Origin of the sequence: Georgenia wangjunii, from assembly GCF_036421975.1 — a bacterium.
GTDB classification, from domain to species: domain Bacteria; phylum Actinomycetota; class Actinomycetes; order Actinomycetales; family Actinomycetaceae; genus Georgenia_A; species Georgenia_A wangjunii.
In genome coordinates, this window is sequence record NZ_JAZGON010000008.1 from 1 (window position 1) to 22,971 (window position 22,971).

Below are 22,971 nucleotides of genomic sequence, written 5' to 3' on the forward strand. Positions count from 1 at the left end.
GCGTGCGCCGCGTACGGCACCTCGATCAACTCGGTCACCGTCTCGCCGTCGACCGTGGCCGCGACCGTCACCGACATCTCACCCGCCGGGACCTGCCCCAGTCGGGTCGTGAAGGCGTGCAGCACGCTCCTGCCCGCCTCCAGCGACGCCGTCGAACGCGTCCCGTACGCCGTGGAGATCTCCGCGGACACCGGCACCCCCTCGTCGTTCGTCACCCGGGCGGTGAGGACCGCGCGGCCCGCCACGCACCGCGCGCCGGTCTCCACCGAGACGTCCAGCGTGTCCGGCACGAGTGCCGTCACCGCGTCGACGGCCTGATGACGGACCGCCTCGTCCAGCCCGGGCCGCGGGCTCCGCAGCGCGTCCCGGATCTCACCGAGCTGAGCGAAGACCTCGGCGTCATCCAGGTCCGGGACCAGCACGGGGACCGTGGCCGACGCGAGCGAGGGTCCGCCCTCCGGGCCGCTCAGCGTGACCTCGAGGTCGTAGGTGCCGGGCACGAGCGCCGAGCCGTCCACCGGGACATCGAGGACCTCCGTGGCATGCGCAGGGACGCCCGTGATGCTTGCCTCGGCCTCCACCCCCGGCACCCCCTGCAGACCCACCCGGTAGTCGGCCGCACCGGACCCGACGTTGGACACGTTCAGACGCAGGAACTGGTCCGGCGCACCGGGCAGCAGCACGTAGGGCCCGACCACCGCCACGGATCCGTCCCCGGGGGCACCGAGGAGGTCCAGCTCCCGGAGCTCGTCGTACGACGCCTCCTGCAGCGGGGAGAACTGCAACGGCGGGTCCTGGTCGTTGAGGTCGTCGACCCCGAAGGCACCCACTGCGCCGCCGTCGTAGACGAGGTTCGCCCAGTCGTCGAACCCTGCGTGCACCTGGTCGTCCCCGTCGCCGTTCACGTCGACGCTCACGAGGTCCTCCTCCACCTCACCGTCACAGTCCCAGTCGGTGGCGTCGGCGTCACTGCTCGTCTCCCTCTGGTTCGTGCCCGGGCAGAACCACGAGTACGCACCGGTCGCCCCCGGGAGGCCATCCACCTCCAGCAGCGCCAGCTCGTCGACGATGGGCAGGGTCTGTCGGGAGAAGTCCAGCGGCCGTCGGCCCATCTGCCAGAAGTAGCTCATGATGCTCTGGAAGTTGGGCTTGTTGTTGACGTGGTCGCCGCCTCCGTGCCGCAGCCCGAGCGTGTGCCCGAACTCGTGCATGAAGGTCCCGGACTCCTCACGGCGGGAGAAGCCCGTCTCCCCGAAGGCTCCGTCCGTCACGAGGAAGGAGTCACCCTCCCAGACCGAGTCCGAGATCTGCGCGATCCCCGAGCTTCCATGGTCCCCGTACCTGTCCGCGAAGATCGCGTAGTGGAACACGTCGGCGCGCGCCGTCTCGACGTTGTCGGCCTTGAGCGCGTTGAACTCCGTCCAGTCGTAACCGCTCGCCCCGGCCTCGCCGATGAACGCCTGGTGGTCCACCGCGTTCGCCCGCGACCGGGCGCCCCAGAGCGCGCCGTTCGACGGGTTCATGACGTAGTCCGCACCGGCGTCGACGTGCAGACGGATGCCCGTCGTCCCGTCGGGATTGGGCACGGGCGCGTCCGCGAACGCCTCGACGGCGTCCTGGATCGCCTCCGGCTGCGGCGCGAAGTCACGGCCGCCCCAGCACCACCACAGCACGCAGGACCTCGGGTCGGACATCCAGTCGACCTCGACGAAGAGGTCCTTGTGGTCGGGGGACGCGCCCATCGCCGGGAGGTCGATCTCGGAAACGCCGTCGCCGTCGACGTCGAGCCCGTCCCGTTCCCACTCGTCCAGCAGCCCGTCGCCGTCCGCGTCGCCGGTCGTCGTCGCATCCTCCGAGAACGCGGTGACGTGGGCGATCTCGGCGTCGTCCCCGGACTCGACGTCCAGCTGCCAGCTCAGCCCGGCACCGTTGTCCAGGTACTCGTCGCCGCGCGTGGTGCTGGGGAACATCTGCTGGCTGCCGATCGCCGACCACACCCCGGAATAGCTGGCCTGCATGTAGGCGGATCCACCCGTGATCGGGATCCACTTGGCCACGCGCCCGCTCTCCGCCACGCAGGCGACCGTGCCCTCCGACGCATCTCCGTAACCGAGGTCGGAGTCCTCGACGTAGCAGTCACCGGCTCGGTACACCACGACCGGGACATCGGCGTCGCCGGTGTTGACCAACCGCACCCGCGTCACGTAGCTCTGCTGCCCGGCGATGTAGGTGTCGGTCTGGGTGAGCCGGAGCCCCGACTCCCCCAGGTCCACCGTCGTGGTGACCGACCACGGGTCCGCTGCCGTGCCGGCGCCCACCGGGCCCTCCTGCGACACCGGCGTGAACGCCGTGCGCGGTGAGGCGCCACTTCCCGCCGGGACGTCCTGCGGGCCGAAGAGCGTCGTGCCTGCGGCCACGAAGGTGCCACAGGCAGTCCCGGAGTAGAACTCGGGAGCCTCGTCTCCGACGTACCGCACATCGCAGTTGAGATCAGGACTCGTTGCGATCGATGTCAGCGGACCGGGTGACTCGATAACTCCGGGGGTCGCCGCGTACGCGGACAGGCCTGACACACTCGTCAGCAGGCTCATGACCAAGGCCAGAGCCAGGACGAGCGGGATCAGGCGTATGCGCGTCGCGGGAGGGGAACCCATCATGGTCATGTCCCGTTCTTCTGGAGCCCCCCGACGGGCGCTGCCGGCATCGGCTGCGGCGATGCTAGTGATCATCGTCAGTGGTTGTGGGGGAAGCACGGCTGGATCTGGGGGCGAAGGGTCTCCCGCACCGGCACCAGCCGTCTCCACCACCGCACCGGAGATCGATTCGTCCACCTCGCCCGGGGTCGACGACGGCGTGGTCGCACGACGATCGACGCGCGGCGGCATGTGCCCGGGAGGGCCCTGCCGGTCCGAGCTCGTCGTCACCGGTGACGGCACGTGGAGCTACCAGGTGGAGGACGGGACGTCCGAGGGGCACCTGAGCGACGCCGAGCTGAGCCGCCTGCGCGAAGCGGTCGAGGACACCGGGCTGGGGTCGGAGGCCGAGCCCGCGACCGGGTGCGCCGCGGACAGCGACGGCACGTCGGTCTCCTACGGCTGGACCGTCGACGGGCAGGAGCACGAGGTCGACTCGTGTGAGGTGCTCATCAGCGCCCACGACCCGCTGGTGCAGGCGCTCGATCAGCTGGCGGCCCGCCTCGAAGGCTGACCGGCGGAGCCGGCTCTCGTCACCCGCCCGGCGCATCCCGTCCCGAGCAGCGCCACTGCGCAGGGGACCGAGCGGGCGCGTGAGGGGCGGTGGTCCGGCTAGACGCCGGGCCACCGCCCCTCAGTCCCTCACGCGCTCAGGAGCACGCGTGCGCCGCGTACGGCACCTCGATCAACTCGGTCACCGTCTCGCCGTCGACCGTGGCCGCGACCGTCACCGACATCTCACCCGCCGGGACCTGCCCCAGTCGGGTCGTGAAGGCGTGCAGCACGCTCTTGCCCGCCTCGAGCGACGCCGTCGAACGCGTCCCGTACGCCGTGGCGATCTCCGCGGACACCGGCACCCCCTCGCCGTTCGTCACCCGGGCGGTGAGGACCGTGCGGCCCACGACGCACCGCGCGGCAGTCTCCACCGACACGTCCAGCGGCTCCTCCGTGCTCGGGGCCGGGATGTTCGCGAGCAGCGCGCTCAGCGCGCTGGCCTGCGTCCGCCAGTCGAAGACGTTGGCCCGCTCCGTGCCGTCGCCCCCGGCCCAGCGCAGGCCGAGCCGGTCGTCGGCGGTGCGGTCCTCGGCCCAGATCGACGCGGCCTGCCGGTCGATGAACTCCTGGTACGCGGGGACGTCGACCGTGTCGTTGAGGTCACCGAGGTAACGCACGAAGATGCCCTTGAACTGCTTGGCGTTGTCGTCGCACGTGGCGGCGAGGTCGCAGCTCTCGGTGAGGATCCCGTCGGTGACGAGCTCGGGCTCGGTGATGCCGGCGTCCGCGAGGCGGAGCACCGTCTGGAGGACGTCCGCGTTCCCGGTGGCCCGGTGCAGCTCGAGGCCGGCGCCGATGGCGAGGCCCTGGTTGTAGCTCCACACCGTCCCGCCGTTGTTCTGGCAGTCGCCCGTGAGGCCGTCGTTGACGAGCCCGTCGTCGTTGATCATGCCGCTGGCGAGGAGCCAGTCCCAGCCCGCCTGCGAGCGCTCCAACCACATCGTGTCACCGGGGATGCGGTTGTGGAGCTCGGCGGTCAGGCGCACCCACAGGCCGTTGGTGACGGCGTTCTTGTACGTGCGCTCGTGGTCCCACCAGACGCCGCCGCCGCAGGTGCTGGGGTCCCAGTAGCCGTGGACGAAGTCGCCGATGGTGACCGCCATGTCGAGGTACTTCTCGTCACCGGTGAGGTCGTAGGCCTGCACCCAGGCGAGTGCCCACCACTCGGCGTCGTCGATCGCGCGGCTGGTGAAGTTGCCCCACAGCTCGTCGCCGGAGAGCTCACCCGCCGGGAACGGCGCCTTGTTCCGCTCGAACGTGCGGTCCACCTGCTCGAGGTAGCTCTCGTCGCCCGTGCGCTGCATGTACTCGACGATCGTCTCGATGGCGACGGCGGAGTTCCACCAGCTCGACTGCCACCACGCCTCCTCCGGGTCGTAGTCGTCCATGAGCACCTGCGCGGCACGTGCCGCCCGGACGACGGACGGCGGGTTGGCGAGCATCTCGTCGACGAGGGGCAGGAGAGCCGCCTTGGCGTCGTCGCTCACCCCGTCGGCCGGGGCGTCGGCGATCGCGGCGCGCAGCGCCTCCAGCCGGTCCTCGAGCTCCCGCGAGTGGCTGCCCGCGAGGGCCTCCTCCGCCTCGGTGACGAGGCCCTGCAGGTCCTGCGCGACCGTGTCCGCGATGTCCCCGCTGCGGTTGAGCTCGCCGATCCGCGCGCGGATCTCCTCGAGCCCGCTGCCGGGCGTGAGCCACTGGGACAGGACGAGGGTGAGCTCGGCGCGCGTCTCGGCGTCGAGCTCGCTCGCCGGCATCCGGTCGATCGCCGCGCGCAGGGCGCGCAGCTGCGTGCCCACGCCGTCGGCGTCGCCCTCGTCCTCCGCCTCCTGGGCGGCGGCGAGGACGCCGCCGAGCTCCGCCGCAGTCTCGGCCGAGATGCGGCCGGCCTCGCGGGCGTCGTCCACGACGGCGGAGAGCTCGCTCACCCGGGGGGTGTGCGCGAGGAGCTCGACCTCGGCCAGCGAGGTCCCGCCGTCGCCGGTGCTCGCGGTGACGACGAGCTGGTAGTGCCGGTAGATGCCGGGCTCGGCCACCGAGAACGCGCGGGTCTCCCGCCGCTCCGCGAAGTTCTCGCCGGACCGCTCATCGAGCGTCGTCCACGTCGACCCGTCCGCGGAGCCCTGGAGCTCCCACGACGTCGGGTCGCCCGGCACGTCCGCCGACGTCAGCGTGTACATCTGAGCCCGTGCCGTGCGGCCGGTGAGCGTGTACCCCACCGTCGGGGTCGCGCTGGCGAAGGTGACCGAGGTGGCGGAGGTGTCGTCGAACAGGGCGGCGCCGTCGACGCCGTCCTCGCTCGTCGTCGCCTCCCCGGCACCCGGCCCGGTCGCGTCCGCGAGCGGGTCCGGCACACGGTCGCCCTGCGTGATCGACGGCGGGACGTCGTCCTCACCGGTGCCCCAGTCGGACGGCTCCGGGCCCATGTCGAACTCGATCGTGCCGCCGGCGAGCAGCTGGTCGTGCGTGAGGTACGTCGCCGACTGCGGCGTGCCGTCGACGGTCATGCCCTGGATGTAGACGTTCGTGGCGCTGTTGTCCGGCGCGCTGAGAACGAGGTCCTCGCCGTTCTCGAGGTGCACCGTGGCCTCGGTGAAGAGGGGCGAGCCGATCGCGTACGTCGGGCTGCCGACCTGCAGCGGGTAGAAGCCGAGGGCGCTGAACACGTGCCACGCGGACATCTCGCCGTTGTCCTCGTCGCCGGGGTACCCCTGGCCGATGTCGCTCCCGGTGAAGCCGCGCGCGAGCGCCTCGCGCACGACGGCCTGCGTCTTCGACGGCTGGCCGGCGAAGTTGTACATGTACGGGATGTGGTGCGACACCTGGTTGCTCAGGCCCCACTGCCCCATCCGGACGGCCTTGGCCTCCCGCATCTCGTGGATGACGCCGCCGTAGGACCCCGGGAACGTCGCCGTCTCGGGCGTGGCGAAGAACTCGTCCAGCTTGGCCCCGAGCCCCGCGCGGCCCCCGTAGAGGTTGGCCAGGCCCTGCCCGTCCTGGACGGCGTGGAACGCGAAGTTCCAGCCGTCGGTCTCGGTGAACTCGTTGCCCCACACGCGCGGGTCGAAGTCCGCCGCGGACTGGCGCCAGGTGCCGTCCTCCTCCTTGGCGCGGAAGAACTCGGTCACGGGGTCGAACAGGTGGACGTAGTTGAGCGCGCGGTTGAGGTAGTACGTGTAGTTGTCCGCGTACTCCTCGTGGCGCGGGTCGCTCTCGTCCGTGGAGTCGAGGAGCTTCTTCGACATCGTCGCGATGCCGTAGTCGTTGAGGTAGTCCTCGAGCGACCAGGACGCGCTCTCGTGCGTGGACGCGGGCGTGTAGCCGAGGAAGTTCGCGCGCTCGAGGCCCTTGCGCCCGACGTTCTCGTTCGGCGGGGCGACGGCGGCGTTCTTGAGCGCGGCGTCGTACATCCCCTGGACGTCGAGGCCCTCGACGCCCTTGACGTACGCGTCCGCGAACGCGACGTCCGAGCTCGTCCCGGTCATGCTGTTCGCGTACCCGGGCGCCGACCAGCGCGCCACCCAGCCGCCGTCCTCGTACTGCTGGACGAACCCGTTGACCATCTCGCTCGCCTGCGTCGGGTAGAGCAGGGAGTACGCCGGCCACGTCGTGCGGTAGGTGTCCCAGAAGCCGTTGTTGACGTAGACCTTCCCGTCGACGACCGGCGCGCCGGTCTGCGTCGCCGTGGTCCCCGACGGCGCGGGCTCGTCCGACGTCGAGGACTGGACGACGTGCTGCCACACCGGCTCGGCGGCCGTGCCCGTGTTCTCGTGACCCGAGTTCGGGTAGAGGCTGAGGCGGTAGAGGTTGGAGTAGAGCGTGGTCAGCTGGTCCTCGCTGGCCCCCTCGACCTCGATGACGTCGAGCTTGTCGTCCCACAGCGCCTGCGCGCGCCTCGCGACGTCGTCGAAGGTGTCGTCGGGGGCGATCTCGAGCTCGAGGTTGCGCCGCGCCTGCTCGACGCTCATGAGCGACGTCGCGATGCGCATGGTGACGACCTTCGACGACGACGTGTCGAACGTGAGGTGGCCCGCGACGTCGCCGCGGCCGCCCGGCGCGAGCGCGCCGCCGCCGGTCGCGGGACGGTCGGTCTCCGCGTAGACGAACATGCGCGTCATCCCGGCCGACTGGCTCCCGCTGCTCACGTCCGTGTAGCCGGTGAGCGTGCCGGCGGCGGGGTCGAGCGTGAGCCCGCCGTCGTTGTTGACGTTGTCGAAGATGAGGTTCGACTCGTCGCCCGTGAACGTGAAGCGGAACATCGCGGCGTGGTCGGTCGGGGCGATCTCGGTCTGCAGCCCGTTGTCGAAGGTGACGCCGTAGTAGTGCGCGCGGGCGACCTCGTTGTCGTGGCTGAAGGTGAGCGCGCGTGCCGCGCGGTCGGCGTCCGGGACCCCGGCCTCGGCCGAGGGCATGACCTGGAACGTCTGCCGGTCACCGATCCAGGGGCTCGGCTCGTGGCTGAGCGAGAACGCCTCGAGGGTGGGCCGGTTCTGGCCGTCGTTGCGGCGCTGGTACTCGTACAGCCAGCGGTAGGTGCCCGCGTCGGTCACCGGGGTCCAGAAGTTGAACCCGCGCGGCACGGCCGTCGCGGGGAAGGTGTTCCCGCGGGAGAAGTCGCCGCTCGAGTTGGTGCCGCGCGTCGTGACGACGTAGTCCGACGGCGAGGTGCGCTCCTCGTCGGCCGGCTCGGCGACGACCTCGATGTCGTCGACCCAGCCGCTGAAGTCGGCGGGGCCTTCTGGCCGGTCGTAGGCGACGAGGACGCGGTCGATCGTCTTGCCTGCGGCGACGGCGCCGATGTGCGAGACGACCGAGTTCCACTGGTTGACGTAGAGGACCTTGGAGTCGCCCTGCCCCTGCGGGGTGAGGCGGAAGCCGTGCTGGTCGGTCGCGGCGAGCTCGCTCAGGTACGTGCCGTCGGTGAAGGCGAGGTCGACCGCCACGTACGTGCTGGCGTAGCCGGCGTCCGTCTCCGAGGCCTGCGGGAAGATCGCGTAGGACAGCTCGCTCTCGGCGCCGACGGGGACGTCGACGTCGAGCACCTTGTTGTAGGAGTACCCGCGCTCCTCGGCGAGGTGGCTGCCCGCGTAGTGCAGCGAGCGCACGCCGGTCCAGCCGGCCTCGGGCTTCGCGGTGTACGCGCTGCTCGGACCGGAGCCCAGCTCCGTCGTCATGTCCGACGACGCCACCTCCTCGGTGGAGAGGAGGAGCTCGGCGAGCTGGGTCCCGCCGCTGCCGGCGTTCTCCGTGATGTCGAGCCGGTAGAAGCTGTACGGCTCGGTGTTGGCGGTGTCGAACTGCCGCGTCTCGAAGCGGCCCGTGAAGGTCTGGTTGCTCCGGCTGTCGAGCGTCGTCCAGGTCTCCCCGTCGCTCGAGCCCTGCAGCTCCCAGCTGCGCGGGTCGCGGTCCGGGGAGTCGTTCGCCGATGCGAGCGCGTACGCGGCGACGACGGTCGGCTCGGCGAGCTCGTACGTGAGGCGGGCGGTCCGCGACCCGGCGAACCACTTGGTGTTGACGTCGCCGTCCGCGAGGTTGTCGGCGCCCTCGTTGGGCGGGTTCTCGTCGGTGGCCGCGACGTCGACGACGGTGCTAGTGATGTCGCCGGGCAAGTCGACGGTGCCCGGGCTCAGCCGGCGCAGGGAGGTGCCCGAGACCACCGCGTCGATGGTCCCGGCCTCGCGCGTGCGGATCTGGAACTGCGGCGTGTTGCCGCCGCTGGCGGGCCGGACGAGGTCGACGGTGACGGTCTGCGGCTCCTCGGTGAGCGTGAGGTACTGCCCGCCGACGTCCGAGCCTCCGCTGTAGACGTTGAGGAGGATCCGGCCGCTCCCGGAGAGCGTCGCCTGTGCCCGGACCGTGACGCCGCGCTCGAGGTCCGGCATCGGGACCTGGATCCACGTCTCGCCCGCGGACTCCATCGTCCAGCGCACCGCGGGGTCGCCGTCGGTCGTCGTCGTCGGCTCGATCGTGCCCGGCACCGAGCCGACGCCGTTCTGGAAGGGGCCCTCCCAGTTCAGGTCGGCGGTGGCGCCGCCGAGGATGTCGTCACCGGTCGGTGTGCTCGGGCTGCGCTCGAGCACCGTCGTGCCGACGACGCCCGAGACCATCGGGCCCTCCGGCGTCGTCTCCGGCGTGCTCGTCCAGGCGGGCTGCGGGTCGCCGGCCTCGAAGGAGGTGACGAAGTCTCCCGGGGCCGGCGGTACGGCCGCGTTGGCGGCGGGCGCGGTGACACCGGCGGCGACACCGGCCAGCCCGAGAGCGAGCGTCAGGGCTGACGCGACCGCACGACGGATCGGCGGTCGGGGCGCCGCGGTGGAACGGACAGGGACGGGGAGAGAAGACATCAGCGACCTTCGGCTTCCTGGGCGTGCCGCCCGTGACAGCGTTGTCATCACCGATGACGCTACGTCGCGCCGCGGGGGCCGTCAATGGTCCGAACGGCTAGGACTGCACCGCGGGGCCGACGACAGCGAGCCGGCCGCGCCCCACCACCGATCGCCACCGAGGACAACGACCTCCTCCACGACGTGCGCCACCGGACGCATCGAGCGTCACCCGGCGCCATGGCCCACAATGACAACCCTCGACGGCGGGAACGAGCGACGGCACCACGTCCCCACCGCCGTCGGTCTCTTCCGAGCCCGCACATCCGAGAGGCACTTCCCTGAGCACCGCCGACACCACCGCGGCCTCCGACGGCGTCGGGTTCCGCTCCACACGCGGCCCGATCCTCATCGCGATCATGATGACGACGAGCCTCATCGCGATCGACACGACGATCCTCGCCACCGCCGTACCGACCATCGTCGCCGACCTCGGCGGGTTCACGAGCTTCCCGTGGCTGTTCTCCATCTACCTGCTCACGCAGGCCGTGTCGGTGCCGATCTACTCCAAGCTCGCGGACACGATCGGGCGCAAGCCGGTCATCCTGCTCGGCGTCGGGCTCTTCCTCCTCGGCTCCATCCTGTGCGGGCTCGCCACGTCGATGCCGGCGCTCATCGCGTTCCGCGCGATCCAGGGCCTCGGCGCCGGGGCCGTGCAACCGATGGCGATCACCATCGCCGGTGACATCTACACCGTCGCCGAGCGCGCCAAGGCGCAGGGCTACCTCGCCAGCGTCTGGGCCATGTCCGCCGTCGTCGGTCCGACGCTCGGCGGGTTCTTCGCGGAGTTCCTCACGTGGAACTGGATCTTCTTCGTCAACGTGCCGCTGTGCCTCCTCGCGGCGTGGCTGCTCGTCCGCCACCTCCACGAGACGGTCGAGCGCCAGAAGCGCCGCATCGACTGGCTCGGCGGAACGCTGCTCACTGTCGGCGTCAGCCTCCTCATCCTCGCGCTCCTCGAGGGCGGGCACGCGTGGGCCTGGGACTCCCCCGTCAGCATCGGCTCCCTCGCCGTCGCGGCCGTGCTCCTCACGGTGTTCGTGCTCGTCGAGCGCCGCGCGGCTGAGCCGGTGCTGCCGCTGTGGGTGCTGAGCCGGCGGCTCCTCCTGACGACCGCGCTCATCAGCGTCGGCGTCGGCGTCATCCTCATCGGCCTGACGTCGTACGTGCCGACGTTCCTCGAGGCGCTGCTCGACGTCTCACCGCTGGTCTCCGGCCTCACGCTCGCCACCCTGACGATCGGCTGGCCGATCGCCGCCACCCTCTCCGGGCGCATCTACCTGCGGATCGGTTTCCGGGCCACGGTGCTCATCGGCGCGTCGATCGTCGTGCTCGCGACCGGCGCGCTCGCCCTGACCGCGCAGGTGCCGTCGGTCGCGTCCGTCGCGCTGTGCTGCTTCGCGATCGGGCTGGGCATGGGACTCGTCGCCTCGCCGAGCCTCATCGCGGCGCAGTCCAGCGTGGGCTGGGGTGAACGCGGGGTCGTCACCGGCGCCAACATGTTCGCCCGGTCCGTCGGCAGCGCCGTCGGCGTCGCGGCGCTGGGCGCCGTCGTCAACGCACGGCTGGGAGGCGCAGACGCCCTGGAGGAGCCCACCCTGTTCGGCGACGCGGTCGCGTGGGTGTTCGTGGCGGTCGTGGCGTGGCGGTCGCCATGGTGGTTGCCGGGTGGTGCCTCCCCCGGGACGAGGCCCCGGCGGCGGCGTCCTAGGAGGCTGGGACGTCGCCCCGGTCGGACGCGTCCTCGGCCCGGTCGGTCGCGATCTCGAACCCCGCGCGCACGAGCCGGTCGCACAGGACCATCCCCAGTGCCGTCGCGGGGGTGAGGACACCGGCCCGCTGCGGCAGGTGCGCGCCGTCGAGGGCGAGCGCCAGCGCGCTCTCGCCGAGCATGACGGCGGTCGCCGCGTAGCCCGGGTCGCCGTCGGCCGCGATGACGGTGCCGTACCGCGCGCCGGTCGACGTCCTGGCGAGCACCTCGATCCGGAAGTGCCCCGAGCGCCGCGTCTCCTCGTCCGGCCCCTCCCCCGGCGCCGGGAGGACGCGGTCGAGCGCCCACCGGGTCGGCGGGATCGCGAGGCCCGCGACGGCGGCGCCGAGGCCGGCCGCGAGTGCCCGCGCCTTCGCCTGCGCGCCGGGCCCGGTGCCGAGGTCGACCACCTCGCGGTAGCGGAAGTCGCGCCCGTACGCCCAGCCCTGCAGGGCGTTGCTGCGGTGGACCACGCGCGTGTTGATCGGCGCCATGGGGAACGGCGCCGTCCACGTGCCCGTCGCGGCGTTGCGCATCGCACGACCCGCACCGTCGGGGGTGGACGCGACCTCGGGCTCCGCGTCGCGGTCCGGGCTGAGCGCGTACGGGTCGGCGATCACCTGGCGGTTGTCCGGGTCCCGGGCGGCGTCGACCTGGAGACGCATCGAGTCGATGGTCCCGCCGCTGATCCCCCCGGCGAGGGAGCGCACGACGAGCGTCGTCTCGCGCAGGTCCCCGGCGCCGTCGGCGCGGGCCCGTTCGGCGGTGACGAGGACGCCGAGGTCCGAGGGCACGGAGTCGAACCCGCACGCGTGGACGATCCGCGCGCCGGTCTCCTGCGCCCGGGCGTGGACGGTGGCGGCGCTCTCGCGGATGAAGAGGACCTCTCCGGCGAGGTCGACGTAGTGGGTGCCGGCCTCGGCGCACGCCCGCACGAGCGGCATGCCGTGCCGGGCGTACGGCCCGACGGTGGTCGCGACGACCGCCGTGGCCTCGGCGAGCTCGCGCAGCGCGTCGTCGTCGCCCGAGTCCGCGACGAGGATCTCCCATCCCGCGGCCACCGGTCCGAGGCCAGCGCGCACGTCCTCGAGGCGCTCGCGCGAGCGCCCGGCCAGTCCCACCCGCACGTCCCCGCCGTCCTCAGCGAGGTAGGAGGCCACGAGGCGGCCGACGAACCCGCTCGCTCCGTAGACGACGACGTCGAGGCGGCGGGGCGTGGAGGCGTCCATCGATCCAGCCTAAGCACGGCGCCGCCGGCCCGCAGGTGGACCGGGCGAGCCCGGCGGCCCGAGCCGCGGTGCCGCACCGCGCGGGTCTGTTGGGACGTGGCCTGCAGGCGGATGGGGCGAGTAGCGGTCTCGCGGAGCGCACATGACGTGCTGCCCGCTGCGTAGGCTCGCGCCGTGGCTCGGATCCTCATCACCGGCATGTCGGGCGCTGGGAAGTCGACTCTGCTCGAGGAGCTCGCCCGGCGCGGGCATCTCGCCGTTGATACCGATTACGACGGCTGGGAGCTCCCTGGCGCCGTGTGGGACGAGGTCCGGATGGGCGAGCTACTAACTCGTCACGACGACGTCGTGGTCTCAGGGACTGTCGAGAATCAGGGGCGCTTCTATGACCGGTTCGAGCACGTCGTGCTGCTCAGCGCTCCGGTCGAGGTGCTGATCGAACGCGTCGCGACTCGAACGAACAACCCCTATGGGCGCGCGGCGGATCAGCAGGCCGAGATACGGCAGTACGTGGTGGAGGTCGAGCCCGTGCTGCGCCGAGGGGCGACCGTCGAGCTTGACGGACGCCGCCCCGTTGATGAGCTGGCCGACGTGGTGGAAGCGCTCCGGTGAGGAGAGTCAGCGGACGCGGCCGCTGAGGCAGGACCTTCGATCACGGGCGCCGAGGGCAGCCCGCCTGACGGCAGTGTTGTGAGCGACGTCGGCTGCCCAGCGCTCAGCCTGCGCGCACCGCCGCCGCACCCGCGAGCGCCCCGCGCCCCGCGCGCTCGATCGTCGCCTGCCCGAGCACACGGCTCCCGGCGTACACGACGATCGACTGCCCCGGCGCGAGTCCGCGCAGCGGGGAGTCGAGCCGCACCTCGAGGACGTCACCGTCCGCGCGGCGCACGTGCGCGGCCGCGGGCTCGCCGTGGGCGCGGACCTGGACGTGCGCGGCGGTCCAGTCAGCCGCGGCGACGTCGTCGGCGAGCCACACCGTCCGCGTGCTGCGGACCTCGTCGACGGAGAGGAGCTCGTTCGGCCCGACGACGATCGTGTTCGACGCGGGGCGCACCTCGAGGACGTAGCGCGGGCGCCCGTCCGGGGCCGGCCGGGTGAGCCCGAGCCCCTTGCGCTGGCCGACGGTGTAGGCGTACGCACCGTCGTGCTCCCCCAGCGTCGTGCCGTCGGCGTCGACGACGGCACCCGGCTGCGAGCCGAGCCGCGAGCGCAGGAAGCCCTGGGTGTCGCCGTCGGCGACGAAGCAGATGTCGTAGGAGTCCGGCTTCGCGGAGACCCGCAGCCCGCGGGCCGCGGCCTCGGCGCGCACCTCGTCCTTCGACGGTGCGTCCCCGAGCGGGAAGATCGAGCGCGCGAGCCTCTCCGGCCCCATGACGGCGAGGACGTAGGACTGGTCCTTGAGCGGGTCCGCGGCGCGGTGGAGCTCGCGGACGCCGTCGGGCCGCTCGGCGATGCGCGCGTAGTGCCCGGTGGCGACGGCGTCGAACCCGAGCGCGAGGCCGCGGTCGAGGAGCGCGGAGAACTTGATGTGCTCGTTGCACCGCACGCACGGGTTGGGGGTGCGCCCGGCGGCGTACTCGGAGAGGAAGTCGTCGATGACGGTCTCCTCGAACTCCTCCGAGAGGTCCCACACGTAGTACGGGATCCCGAGGACGTCGGCGGCGCGGCGGGCGTCGCCCGCGTCCTCGATCGAGCAGCAGCCGCGCGAGCCGGTGCGGTGCTGGGCGCGGGAGCGGCTCAGCGCCATGTGGACGCCGACGACGTCGTGCCCGGCGTCGACCGCCCGGGCGGCCGCGACGGCGGAGTCGACCCCGCCGGACAGGGCTGCGAGAACGCGCATCGCACTGGCCTCCTCTGCTCGGTCGTTCAGGGTTGTCGTCGTGCTCCGTGCACGTCCAGGGTAAGCGGCTGGGCACGGGACGTCGTCGGGCGTAGGTGGCGCCCACACCGCCGGGGGCCAGGGGCCGACAGCCCGCAGACGCGTCCCCGAACCGCCCGCGAGCGGCGGTGCTCACCGCAGCCCGACGCACAGGGCTGCCAGAGGCCCACCGGCCCGCGCCCGGGAGTGCTCAGGCCCGTCGTCCCTCGACGAGCGGGACGAGCGCGGCCGCGACGATGAGCGCGGCGCCGACCCCCGCGAGGAGCGAGACGCCCTCCCCGAACACCGCCGCCCCGAGGAGCATGGCGACGACGACCTCCCAGTACGACAGGCCCGAGAGCTCGACGGCGCGCAGGTGCTTGCCGGCCACGACGAGCAGCCCGAGCGCAAGCAGCCCGCACACGAGGAAGAACGCGAGCGCCCACGCCCAGTGCGTCGGGGTCATCCCGGACATGTCCGGACGGGTGAGCGCGACCATGCACGCCGTGCCGACGGCGCCGAAGGTGAAGTTCCAGAAGCTGCGGACGTCCGCCGGCATGTCCGCGCGGTACCGGTAGCACAGGAGCGCGGCGCCGTAGAGGACGCCCGAGACGGCGCCGAGGACGTCCCCGAGCACCTGCTGGTCCGGCACCGGGCCGCCGCCGGACCTGACGAGACCGGCGGCGAGGACCATCCCGACGAAGCTGACGCCGACCGAGACGAGCTCGATCCGGGTGAGCGCCTCCTTGAGGACGAACCGGGCGAGGACGGTCGCGATGACCGGGCCGAGGTAGTGCAGCGCGACGGCGCGCGCGAGGTCGGTGAGGACGGTGGCCGAGAGGTAGGTCGCGAGCGAGAGCCCGAGGAAGACCCCGCCGAGCACGACGGGCCATGACAGGCGCGTCCGGCGCAGGAGCGGCAGCCGCCGGGTGAGCGTGAGGATGACGAGCACCCCGAGCGCGCCGACGAGCATCCGCCCGAGCGTGAGGGTCTCGCCGAGAAGCGCGCCGGGCGGGGTCGCGAGGCGGCCGAAGACGCCGGCGAGGCCCATCGTCGTCGCCGAGACGACGATGGCGGCGATGCCGAGCCGCCGGTTGCGCGGGGCGCCACCGGACGCGGGCGGCGCGGGGACGAGGTCCGGCGCGGCACCGCCGGGACGGGCGACGACGGCGACATCGGTGGGAGCGGTGAGAACAGCCACGGAACTCCTCAGGGCGGGCGCGCGCGGGCGCGCCGATGGCGGGTGTGTTCCCCGCTCTGTCATCGGACCTGAGAGCTTTCGCGGGCTCGGCCCGCTTGCACCGTCGGTGAGCCCCGAGGGGCTGCTTTCCAGAGGAGCCTCACCGCTGCGGTCTGGGTGCCTGAGAGATTCCCGGGGGGTTGCTCCTTCGGCGCCCGCAGTGCGGGTCTCTCCCGCGGCGGTTCGGTGGCGTGTTCAGTTGTGGTTCCAAGTATGCCCCACGGGACGATCGGCCCGGCCCGACGACGGCGGTAAGCCCCGTCGTCACGGCGAGCTCCCGTCAGCGCGCGGCGGCGCGGGCCCTCTCGACGACGGTCGGCAGCGCGGCGAGGACGGCGGCGACGTCGTCGGCCGTCGAGGTCCAGCCGAGGGTGAACCGCACGGCCGAGCGGGCCTGCGCGAGGTCGCGGCCCATGGCGAGCAGGACGTGCGAGGGCTCCTGGACGCCGGCCTGGCACGCCGAGCCCGACGAGGCGCACACCCCTGCCATGTCGAGCCCGAAGAGGAGCGCGTCGGCGTCGCAGCCGGCGAAGGTGAGGTGCGCGGTCTGGGGCAGTCGCGCCCGGCCGTCGAGCGGCGGCCCGCTCAGCCGCGCTCCCGGCACCGCCGCGAGGACCCCGCGCACGAGGTCGTCCCGCAGCGCCGCGAGCCGGGCCGCCTCGGCCTCCCGTTCGCGGACCGCTGCCTCGAGCGCGACGGCGAACGCGCAGATCCCGGCCGTGTTGACCGTCCCGGAGCGCACCCCGCGCTCCTGCCCGCCGCCGTGCTCGACGGCCGCGAGCGTGACGTCGCGCCGGGCGAGGAGCGCCCCGACGCCGATGGGGGCGCCGAGCTTGTGCCCCGACACGCTCATGGCGTCGAGCCCCGAGGCGGCGAAGTCGACCGGCACGTGGCCGACGGCCTGGACGGCGTCGGAGTGCACCGCGGCCCCGTGGTGCCGGGCGAGCTCGACGACGCGCCCGAGCGGCTGGAGCGTGCCCACCTCGTTGTTCGCCCACATGACGGAGACGAGCGCGGTGCGCCCCCCGCCGTCGGCGAGGACGGCCTCGAGCTCGGCGAGGTCGACGACTCCCGCGGCGTCGACGCCGAGCCGGTGGACCTCCGCCCCTTCCTCGGTCTCGAGCCAGGCGGCCGCCTCGAGGACGGCCGGGTGCTCGACGGCGCTGACGACGACGCGCGTGCGGGCGGGGGATGCGGCCCGGCCACCGAGGACGAGCCCCTTGACGGCGAGGTTGTCCGCCTCGGTCCCGCCGGCCGTGAAGATGACCTCCCCCGGCTCTGCCCCGAGCGCGGCGGCGACCGCCTCGCGGGACTCCTCGACCCGCCGCCGGGCCGACCGGCCGGCGGCGTGGAGGGAGGAGGGGTTGCCCGGCGCGGCGAGCTCGCGCGCGTACGCCTGCGCCGCCTCCGGGCGCACCGCCGTCGTCGCGGCGTGGTCGAGGTAGGTCACCGGCGCCACCCCCGGGTACGCGGGGTGGTGAAGAGGTCGGCGGGCATGTCGATGTCGACCTCCTCGAGCGTGAGGTCGTGGCCGGTGCCCGGGCGCGTCCCGCCGAGCTCCTCGGTGTAGACGCAGATGCCCGTGCCGACGTCGAGCCGGACGCGGAACGCGTCCGGGTACGCGAAGCCCGTGGGCCGGCGCGGCGGAGCGCCGCCCTCGGCCTCGCGGGCGTCCGCCTCCGCGCTGCCGAGGAGCGGGCAGCAGGAGCAGCGGGGGTCGTACCCGGGCAGGGTCTGCACGACGGCCTCCCATGCCGTGCGCCCGTGGTGGTCGACGACGGCGACCTCGGTCAGCTCGGTGGCCGGTTCGGCCTCGTCCGGGTGGGCGTGGAACGGCTCGGCGAGCTCGAGCGGGTCGAGCATGGCGACCCACCGGTAGTCCTGGTGCATGGGGGCGTCGGCCTCGGTCCGCGACATCCACGGCCGCCGCGCGACGAGGCCGTCGGCGCGGAAGACCGGCTCGTCGCCGGGCGGAGCTCCCGGGAAGCCGGCCGGGACCGGGTCCAGGTCTGACACCCAGGCGATCGCCGGGGCCGTTGCTGGATCTGACACGGAGCTTTGCTCCGAGGAGAGGCCCGGGGCAGGTGCGCGGTCCGGACCGACGTCCCGGGCGGGCACGGCCTCCACGGCGGGCGCAGCCTCCGGGGCGTCCCGGTAGCGCTCAGCCATCCGGCCGCCGTCGCCGGCGAGGACGAGCTGGAACCGCGCCGACTGCCCCCGCTGCTCGACGCCGGCCTCGACGAGCGTGCCGTCGAGGCCCTCGACCCGGAGCGAGGCCGGCCGCGCGACCCACGCCCGGACCGGTGCGGCGGCGAGATCTCCGGTCCAGCGCACCGTGAACCGCACGCTGCGCCAGCGCCAGGGCGACGAACGCGCGAGGGCACGGACGTCGTCGGCGTCCGGCACGGCGGGGAGCGAGGGATGCGTCACCCGTTCATTGTCCCGTCGCGCGGCGGTCACCCGCACTGGTTAACCTCGCGAGGTGAGCGCCGAGACCACCGCGATGAACCTGACCACCGACCCCGTCTACCTCCCGGGCGTGCGTCCGGCGGACCCGCCGACCGAGCTCCTCCCGGGCCGGCTGTGGCAAGGCGGGTGCCCCGTCGACTTCGGCTGGGTCCGGGACACGGGCATCACGGCCGTCATCGACTTCGCCGACGCCGACGCGCACCCGCCCGCCGAGGAGATCGATGGCCTCGTCTACCTCAAGGCGCCGCTCGTCGACGGCGAGGACATCCCGGCCCCCGCGCTCACGTTGCGCCTCGCCTCCCTCGTCGCGGGCCTCATCGACGACGGGTACCGCGTCCTCGTCCACTGCACGTTCGGGCGCAACCGCTCCGGGCTCATGGCCTCGCTCATCGTGCGCGAGGCGCTCGGCCTCAGCGGCGCCGACGCGATGGCCCACGTCCAGCAGCGCCGCGAGGGCACGGTCAACAACGAGGACTTCGCCGCCTGGCTGCGCGCGCTGCCCGCGCCGGCCTGATCTCCAGGCCGCGCGCCAACGGATGCCTCAGAGCGGCGTGCGCCAGCGGGCGAGCGCGCCGTCGAGCCAGCCGAGGTCGCGCCCGGCCCGCCGGTCGTCCCAGAGCCGGAAGGCCACGCCGCCGAGGTCGGCGATCGCGTCGAGCACGACCCGGCCGTCCCACCCGCGCACGTCGTGCCCGTAGGCGCGGCAGAACGCCAGGTACGTCGCGGCGTCGATCTCGCCGGCGTCCGCGCGGCGGGCCGCGCTCGTGAGGTCGTACTCGAGCGGGGCGCGCGCGGCGAAGTCGAGGTCGATGAGGACGGGGCGGCGCCCCTCCCCCGTGAGGGCGTTCGCCGGTGACAGGTCACCGTGGACGACGCCGACCCCCAGCGGCGACCGCAGCCCCGCCAGCTCGGCGAGGAGCGCCTCGCGCGCATGAAGGAGCACGGCAGCGGCCCCCTCGGGCAGCCCCCGCGACTGGGTGACGACGCGCCGCAGCGGGTCCCAGAGCGGGACGTCGGCGTCGGCGTGCTCGGCGTGGAAGGCCCGCAGGAGCGCCCCCGTGCCGGCCCAGTCGACCGGCGCGGCCGCGGCGAGCCACGGCGCGACGCTGACGACGCCCCACGAGGTGACGACGGGCGGCGCGACGGGCAGGAGCGCGCTGGAGGAGCCCGCGAGCGCCGTCGCGATCCGGCCGAGGTGGGTCGGGTCCGTCCCGGGCGGGTAGACCTTGACGGCGTGCTCGCCGGAACGCAGGACGACGGTCGTCAGCGCGCTGATGACGTGGGCGGCCGGCAGGTGCACGGCGAGGGCGATCCGCGCCTCGTCGAGTGCCCGGAGTGCCTCGGAGGCACCCCACGTGGGCAGCGGCATGGGCAGCGGCTCGTCGACCGTCGTCGGCGTGGCGGCGGAGCTCGGCTGCGTGGTACCCGGCGCGGGCGCCGCGCCCGGCTGTGCGGCGGTGAGTGACATGGGACCTCCCGGTCGTCGTCGTAAAGAAACCACCACGCGACGTCGGTGCGGGGCACGACCGGGTTGGAGGGTGAACCGTACCGGATGGATCGTCCAGCACCCTCACAGGAACAGCCCCTACCCTTGCCTGGTCCGCCGGCGGATCTGCCGGGGGCGACCCCCACTACGAAGGGCACGATCTTGCGTCGATCCGCCACCTCCGTGGCCGCCACCGCCCTGGCCACGGTCCTCCTCCTCGCCGGGTGCGGGAGCACCGAGTCCGACGAGGACGCCACCCCAGCCGCGACCGGTGGTACCGCGAGCTCCAGCGCCCCCGCCACCGAGGGCACCGAGGCCGCCGGCCCGACCGAGGCCGACGTCGCCGCGCTCGAGGGCGTCACGGTCGAGGGCGAGCCCGGCGCCGAGCCGACCCTCACGTTCGAGCAGCCGTTCACCGTCTCCGCGCCGGTCGCGCGCCTCGTGACCGAGGGCACCGGCGCCGAGCTCCTCGAGGGCCAGCTCGTCTCGCTCAACTTCGTCACGGTGAGCGGCGCCGACGGCACGACCGTCGGGACGACGTACGGCGCGTCCCCGCAGACGCTCACGCTCGGTGACCAGGGCGTCGTCTCGGCGCTCAACGACGTCCTCGCCGGTCAGAAGGTCGGCGCACGCGTCCTCTTCGCGACCCCGGACAGCGAGGCCTCGGCCGCGATCATGGCGATCGACGTCGTCGACGCGGTGACCGTCCCCGAGCGCGCCGAGGGCGAGGCCGTCGCGCCGCCCGAGGGGCTGCCCACGGTGACCCTCGCCGAGAACGGCGAGCCCACCATCGAGCCGGTCGAGGGCGAGGCCCCCGCCGAGCTCGTCGTCCAGCCGCTCATCGAGGGCGACGGACCGGTCGTCGAGTCCGGGCAGAACCTGACGATGCACTACAGCGGCTGGCTCTGGGACGGCACGCCGTTCGACTCCTCGTGGACGAGCGGGACGCCGTTCAACACCCAGATCGACGTCGGCATGGTCATCGAGGGCTGGGACACCGGCCTCGTCGGCCAGAAGGTCGGCAGCCAGGTCATGCTCGTCATCCCGCCGGAGCTCGGCTACGGCGAGGAGGGCTCCGGCCCGATCCCGGGCGGCTCGACGCTCGTCTTCGTCGTCGACATCCTCGCGGCCGCCTGACCCGAGCGCGCTGCCGCAGCGCCCTGCGCCTCGACACGCGCCGTGCCCCTGGTCTACCGGGGGCACAGCGCATGTCGAGGAGCAGCGGCGTTTCCGGAGGGCCGCTGACGACGGGTCGCGGCCCGGCAGCGCCGGGCGGGGCCGCCCGGCGCGGCCGGGCCGGCGGGTCAGGCCTGGCGGAGGCGCTTGAGCTCGGCGATCGCCTGCGGCAGCACGTCCTCGATGTCGCCCACGACGCCGAAGTCGGCCATCTCGAAGATCGGTGCCTCCGGGTCGCTGTTGACCGCGACGATCGTCTGCGAGGCCTGCATGCCGGCCGTGTGGTGGACGGCGCCCGAGACCCCGATGCCGATGTAGAGCCGCGGCGAGATCGTCACGCCGGTCTGCCCCACCTGCGCGGAGTGCTCGATCCAGCCCTCGTCCGTGGCGACGCGGGTCGCGCCGACGGCCGCCCCCAGCAGGTCCGCGAGCTCCTCGACGCCGGAGAAGTCGCCGTCCGTGCCGCGCCCGCCGACGACGACGGTCTTCGCCTCGCTCAGCGGGACGCGTCCCCCGCTCGCGTGCGCGGTGCGCTCGAGGACGCGGACGGCGCGCGCCGTCGGCGAGAACGCCACCGCGAGGGGGCGGACCTCGGCGGCCCCGGCGTCGGCGGTGGGCTCCGCCTCGACCGACGTCGGCTTGAGCGCGATGACCGGGACGCCGCGCGTGACGGCGCATGCCGTCTCCCACGTGCCGGCGAAGACGGACTTGCGGGCCGCGAGCGTGCCGTCGGCGGCGACGTCGACCCCGACGGCGTCGACGACGGCGCCGGAGCCGAGCCCGACGGCGAGGCGCGCCGCGACCTCCTTGCCGGCGAACGTCGAGACGAGGAGGATCGCGGCCGGCGCGGCCGGGAGCGCGACGGCGAGGACGGCCTCGGCGGCGACGGCGGCGACCTGCGCGGACAGGCCCTCGAGGTCGGGCACGTGGACGACCCGGGCGCCGAACCGGGCGAGCTCCGCCCGGGCCGGCTCGCCGGGTGCCTCCGCGCCGAGCCACACGGCCTCGACGCCCGCCCCGCCGGCGAGGCGCCGCGCGAGCGTGAGCACCTCGGTGCTCGGGACGGACGGCGCGCCGTCATGGTGGTCGACGACGACGAGCACGGGGGCCTGGGTCACGGCGGGTTCCCTCTCTGGTTCCTTCGGGGCGGCGCGGGTGGCGCCGGCTCAGACGAGCTTGTTCTCGACGAGGTACGTCGCGAGCTGGGCACCGCCGTCGCCGGAGTCCGTGACGATGCGCCCGCCCTCGCGGGCCGGGCTCTGCGCCGCGCGCAGGACGCGGGTGCCGGCCCCGTGCGCGCCGACGGTCGCGGAGGCGGCACCGAGGTGCGGCTCGAGGTCCGCGAGGCCCCACGTGCGGACCGGCTTCTTCTTCGCCCCGATGATCGCCTTGAAGTTGGGGTAGCGCGGCTCGTTCGCCTGGTCCGTCACGGAGACGAGCGCGGGCAGCGGCGCCTCGAGGCGTTCGGCGGCGTCACCGATCTCCCGGCGGATGCGCACCGTGGCGCCGTCGACCTCGACCTCGCTCGCGAGGGTGAGCTGCGGCAGGTCGAGGCACCCCGCGAGCGCGGCGGGCAGCATGGCGGTGAGGCCGTCCATCGCGGCCATGCCCGTGACGACGAGGTCGACGGGCTCCTCGGCGTCGAGCGCACGCACAGCGGCCGCGAGGACGTGCGCCGTGCCGACGACGTCGGAGCCGGCGAGCGCGTCGTCGCGGACGTGGACGCCCTGCTTGGCGCCCATCTGCAGCGCGCGCCGCACGGCGTCGACGGCGTCCTCGGGACCCATCGTCAGCGCGACGACCTCCCCGCCGTGCTCCTCGGCGAGCGAGACGGCCGCCTCGACCGCGTTCTCGTCGAGCTCGTTGAGGACGTCGTCCTCACCGCGCACGGCCAGCCCCTCCGGAGTGAGGGCGCGCTCGGACTGCAGGTCGGGGACGTGCTTGACGCACACGACGATCCTCATGCCTCCAGCCTGCCACTTTTCGACGAGCGGGGCAGACACGGGTCCCCCGTCCTGCCCCGGCGAACCGAAACAGGTGCAAGAATCCTTCGGTGACCACGACGACCGAGCGGCACCTGACGAGCGAGGCCCCGCCGCGCTTCGTCGACGTCCCGGCCGTCCCGGTCCCTCGCC

15 protein-coding genes and 1 riboswitch are annotated in these 22,971 nt (G+C 73.5%); of the genes, 5 read left to right on the forward strand and 10 right to left on the reverse strand.

Features of this window, described 5'->3' with window-relative positions; all coding sequences use genetic code 11:
- The coding region (locus V2J63_RS11930; protein WP_331231270.1) for a zinc-dependent metalloprotease family protein at positions 1 to 2,477 on the reverse strand (2,477 nt) is incomplete at its 3' end.
- 376 nt (positions 2,478 to 2,853) lie between these two features.
- Here V2J63_RS11930 and V2J63_RS11935 point away from each other — a divergent pair.
- On the forward strand, positions 2,854 to 3,207 hold the full coding sequence (locus V2J63_RS11935; protein WP_331231271.1) for a hypothetical protein: 354 nt from the start codon (positions 2,854 to 2,856) through the stop codon (positions 3,205 to 3,207).
- A gap of 136 nt (positions 3,208 to 3,343) precedes the next feature.
- Here the strand turns inward: V2J63_RS11935 and V2J63_RS11940 are convergent, their stop codons facing one another.
- Positions 3,344 to 9,589 carry a GH92 family glycosyl hydrolase gene (locus tag V2J63_RS11940; protein ID WP_331231272.1) on the reverse strand — a complete coding sequence of 2,082 codons (6,246 nt, stop codon included), beginning with the start codon at positions 9,587 to 9,589 and terminating at the stop codon, positions 3,344 to 3,346.
- A 398-nt stretch (positions 9,590 to 9,987) separates the two neighbouring features.
- Between V2J63_RS11940 and V2J63_RS11945 the strand changes: the two genes are divergently transcribed.
- A complete protein-coding gene (locus V2J63_RS11945; RefSeq protein ID WP_434056323.1) occupies positions 9,988 to 11,454 on the forward strand; it encodes an MFS transporter in 1,467 nt (488 codons plus the stop codon).
- Here the strand turns inward: V2J63_RS11945 and V2J63_RS11950 are convergent.
- Positions 11,336 to 12,607, reverse strand: coding sequence for a saccharopine dehydrogenase family protein (locus V2J63_RS11950; protein WP_331231273.1), 1,272 nt, complete (start codon positions 12,605 to 12,607; stop codon positions 11,336 to 11,338). The genes V2J63_RS11945 and V2J63_RS11950 overlap by 119 nt on opposite strands.
- A 174-nt stretch (positions 12,608 to 12,781) precedes the next feature.
- Between V2J63_RS11950 and V2J63_RS11955 the strand changes: the two genes are divergently transcribed.
- Complete coding sequence (locus V2J63_RS11955; RefSeq protein WP_331231274.1) at positions 12,782 to 13,219, forward strand: AAA family ATPase; 438 nt, start codon at positions 12,782 to 12,784, stop codon at positions 13,217 to 13,219.
- Positions 13,220 to 13,322: 103 nt separating this feature from the next.
- Here the strand turns inward: V2J63_RS11955 and mnmA are convergent, their stop codons facing one another.
- From mnmA to V2J63_RS11975, 4 genes are all read right to left on the reverse strand, one after another.
- On the reverse strand, positions 13,323 to 14,447 hold the full coding sequence (mnmA, locus tag V2J63_RS11960) for a tRNA 2-thiouridine(34) synthase MnmA (protein WP_331231275.1): 1,125 nt from the start codon (positions 14,445 to 14,447) through the stop codon (positions 13,323 to 13,325).
- Between the two features lie 229 nt (positions 14,448 to 14,676).
- Positions 14,677 to 15,666, reverse strand: a complete 990-nt coding sequence (locus V2J63_RS11965; RefSeq protein WP_331231276.1) for a DMT family transporter — start codon at positions 15,664 to 15,666, stop codon at positions 14,677 to 14,679.
- A gap of 138 nt (positions 15,667 to 15,804) precedes the next feature.
- Positions 15,805 to 15,891, reverse strand: a riboswitch (glycine riboswitch).
- Between the two features lie 94 nt (positions 15,892 to 15,985).
- Positions 15,986 to 17,155, reverse strand: a complete 1,170-nt coding sequence (locus V2J63_RS11970) for a cysteine desulfurase family protein (RefSeq protein ID WP_331231277.1) — start codon at positions 17,153 to 17,155, stop codon at positions 15,986 to 15,988.
- Positions 17,152 to 18,135: a hypothetical protein gene (locus V2J63_RS11975; RefSeq protein ID WP_331231278.1), complete on the reverse strand. Its 984-nt coding sequence runs from the start codon at positions 18,133 to 18,135 to the stop codon at positions 17,152 to 17,154. The genes V2J63_RS11970 and V2J63_RS11975 overlap by 4 nt, the downstream gene beginning before the upstream one ends.
- 52 nt (positions 18,136 to 18,187) lie before the next feature.
- On the opposite strand from V2J63_RS11975, the gene V2J63_RS11980 reads away from it, so the two are divergent.
- On the forward strand, positions 18,188 to 18,688 hold the full coding sequence (locus V2J63_RS11980) for a protein-tyrosine phosphatase family protein (protein WP_331231279.1): 501 nt from the start codon (positions 18,188 to 18,190) through the stop codon (positions 18,686 to 18,688).
- A 27-nt stretch (positions 18,689 to 18,715) separates the two neighbouring features.
- On the opposite strand, the gene V2J63_RS11985 is transcribed toward V2J63_RS11980, so the two are convergent.
- Entirely contained in the window at positions 18,716 to 19,642 is a 927-nt protein-coding gene (locus V2J63_RS11985; protein WP_331231280.1) for a phosphotransferase enzyme family protein, read from the reverse strand.
- Between the two features lie 201 nt (positions 19,643 to 19,843).
- Here V2J63_RS11985 and V2J63_RS11990 point away from each other — a divergent pair, with 201 nt between their 5' ends.
- Positions 19,844 to 20,797 carry an FKBP-type peptidyl-prolyl cis-trans isomerase gene (locus V2J63_RS11990; RefSeq protein ID WP_331231281.1) on the forward strand — a complete coding sequence of 318 codons (954 nt, stop codon included), beginning with the start codon at positions 19,844 to 19,846 and terminating at the stop codon, positions 20,795 to 20,797.
- Positions 20,798 to 20,964: 167 nt separating this feature from the next.
- On the opposite strand, the gene V2J63_RS11995 is transcribed toward V2J63_RS11990, so the two are convergent.
- The gene (locus V2J63_RS11995) at positions 20,965 to 21,954 is read right to left on the reverse strand and encodes an electron transfer flavoprotein subunit alpha/FixB family protein (protein WP_331231282.1); all 990 of its coding nucleotides are present in this window, start codon (positions 21,952 to 21,954) and stop codon (positions 20,965 to 20,967) included.
- A 48-nt stretch (positions 21,955 to 22,002) separates the two neighbouring features.
- Complete coding sequence (locus tag V2J63_RS12000) at positions 22,003 to 22,800, reverse strand: electron transfer flavoprotein subunit beta/FixA family protein (protein WP_331231283.1); 798 nt, start codon at positions 22,798 to 22,800, stop codon at positions 22,003 to 22,005.
- Positions 22,801 to 22,971: the final 171 nt, after the last annotated feature.

Bases quoted from the DNA above. Each gene is read 5' to 3' on its own strand.
- V2J63_RS11940 (WP_331231272.1), bottom strand. From the start codon at position 9,589: ATGTCTTCTCTCCCCGTCCCTGTCCGTTCCACCGCGGCGCCCCGACCG.
- V2J63_RS11945 (WP_434056323.1), top strand. From the start codon at position 9,988: ATGATGACGACGAGCCTCATCGCGATCGACACGACGATCCTCGCCACC.
- V2J63_RS11950 (WP_331231273.1), bottom strand. From the start codon at position 12,607: ATGGACGCCTCCACGCCCCGCCGCCTCGACGTCGTCGTCTACGGAGCG.
- mnmA (WP_331231275.1), bottom strand. From the start codon at position 14,447: ATGCGCGTTCTCGCAGCCCTGTCCGGCGGGGTCGACTCCGCCGTCGCG.
- V2J63_RS11985 (WP_331231280.1), bottom strand. From the start codon at position 19,642: ATGTCACTCACCGCCGCACAGCCGGGCGCGGCGCCCGCGCCGGGTACC.
- V2J63_RS12000 (WP_331231283.1), bottom strand. From the start codon at position 22,800: ATGAGGATCGTCGTGTGCGTCAAGCACGTCCCCGACCTGCAGTCCGAG.